A 2402-nucleotide genomic window follows, 5' to 3' on the forward strand; every position below is an offset into this window, starting at 1 on the left:
GAATTGTTTGACAGGTTCGCCATTCTTGCGCGGCGTAAAATTCACATTTGAGCAATGGTATCTTGACAGATTAATATACCAAGAAAAATCGATTATACCTTCAACGTCATAAGTCTGACCTATGGATGACCTTACATAAGAGTTTCGATGTGATCCGAGGGAGCCTCGTGTGGCAAGCTGATCAGAATAGAGAATAGACGGGGATAACCAGACGGTTCCTTTCCTTCAGTACAAACGCCCCAGTTCCCTGATCCTTTGCGGATAATCGTCTGGAAAACGCCAGATGACTTCGCCGGGTGCGCGCACCAGTCCGCGCGCGGCGGGGTCTTTGTTGGTCAGCAATGACAGGAAAAGATCGCTGCTGGCCCATGGTGAAGATCGGAAGTACCAATGCCCGTTGCCAGTGCCCGCCTCTTCGGCATCCGTCACGTCGATGACATGCAGCCTTGGGGTCCGGGCCAGCTCCGCTTGCACCGCAGGCACTGCTTCGCCGGGCGGCGAAGTCTCTCCGACGCGCTTGCGGCCAAAAACAAGCCTAGACATCGCCAGCGCGGAATCCGTTTGCGACTGATAGATCGTCAGGTCCGTAACCGCATCGAGAAGACCGTCCTCGATAGCATGAATGAAATAAGCGCGGTCCAGGTCGCTGCCGATCAGGATGAGTTTGCCCAACCGCGCATTTTCCTCGGCTCCCAACGCGATTTGATAAGCGGCATCAAAGGCCAGCCTAGTCCCGGCGCTGTAGCCGATCAGGTGAATGCGACGGGCATCGGTATGAGTCGAAAGAAATGCAATCAGCTCGCGCAGATAGCGTCGCGAGGCCAGCGCCGATTCCTGATCGCGGAAATAGGCCAGCGTACTTGGGGTTGCTGTCCAATTGTAACTGATGAAAGCGCCCTGATAGCCCAGGAAATGCTGCAACTGGCTTGAGACCAGGGTGGAATAGTCGAAGTCCACATTATAGCCGTGGATGTAAATGAAAATGTCGTTGTTGGCCGATTGCGCCAATTGCGCATTGATTTGTGACGCAAAACGGCGACCGGCAGATTCGACCTCGGCACGGCTGGGTGGCGTATCCATGTATTTGATTGCGCTGAACGGCAGAATGCCGGTCTCGGTCACGCCCGCCACACGTAGCCTATAGTCCCGATCCCGCGCCGCGGCGAGCGTGATGCGCCTTGCGTTTTCCCAGCTTTCAAGCGGCGGGTCCGACGCAATCTGCGCGACACCCGCCCGCAACACGTGCCCCCGTGCGTTATTGTAGCTTTTCTGTGGGTCGTCCGGTTCCGCAGGCTGGCGGTCGGTTGCGTAAAACAGACGCGTCCGCGCCTCAAAATTGCCCTCGGTCACATCCTCGAACGGATCGAGCGTGCCATTGGCAAAGACCGTTGGCGAAGGCATGATGTCAATTTCATTGTAGGTTTTCGCCGCACACCCTGTCAGGGTTATGAAGATAATTAGCCAAAAGAACCTATGCATCAGACACTTTACGCCCCAGAATTTCCGCCGCATTGAGATCTGCCGGCACGAGCTTTCAACCATTTTTGCAAATGGACCATCTTTGGCAAGCCTTTGAGGATGCCTGCGACAACGATGGCAGCAGATTGCGGGCCGGGACCGTGGATGATGCTGTCAGAGAGACGTTTGAAGGGTTCGAGTAAGCGGCCACATTAACCAATGGTCGCCGATTTCGGGGTCGGCTTCTTGATGAGTCTTTTACAATGTGAAGCTACGCAAAGGCGCAAGGGACCATGTGAAAACGGCTATGAAACGGGCCAGATGTTCATCAAGGTGAAGGGCATGTGCGAATAGTCATGAACGTTTCCTGCACTGAAAAGGTTCGCACCAGAATTTTACCACTCTTGGCTGTCCGGCTCCCGCCGCAAGTTTGTGGGCTCCAAAAGGATGTTTGTTTGCTGTTTTTTACCTTGGCCTCACCCTATCCAGGGATCGAAGCTTCCAGAGAACCCGGCGCAATTCAGCGGTTTTTCGATTGGATGAAACTCCTCCAGTGCACTGCCTGTGCCCCAAAGTTAGAACGATTTGCGATCGTGTGGCTTTTTGTTGCTTTTTCTTGACCGAGCAAACGAATTGATACATTTTACCAAAATAAAACCAGAATGGAGCACAAATTATCACGAATATAGACCGTTTTTGTCGCTCCATACCGCCCTTGAGTCAGAGGTTTCGTCTCGGTGTAAGGATGGTTTCGGAGCGGCGGCAGTACTAATAACAGAATGTCCTGTGCGGACTGGTTATGGTAACCTGAAATAGAAAGGTATCGCCCCGACAGTTTGCAGTTAACTGCACATTATTAGGGTGCAATTCTGTCAAATTGGCGGTCACTGGCTTCACTTGACCCAAAGCGCCTCGAAAAAGAAGGCACCCAACAAAAATGATCA

1 protein-coding gene is annotated in these 2402 nt (G+C 52.9%); it reads right to left on the reverse strand.

What is annotated here, in order from left to right; translation table 11 throughout:
- Positions 1-225: 225 nt before the first annotated feature.
- Entirely contained in the window at positions 226-1401 is a 1176-nt protein-coding gene (locus tag ACR0DS_RS20255; RefSeq protein ID WP_480560875.1) for an alpha/beta hydrolase, read from the reverse strand.
- Positions 1402-2402 lie beyond the last annotated feature (1001 nt).

This window comes from Ruegeria sp. AF5 (assembly GCF_056541905.1).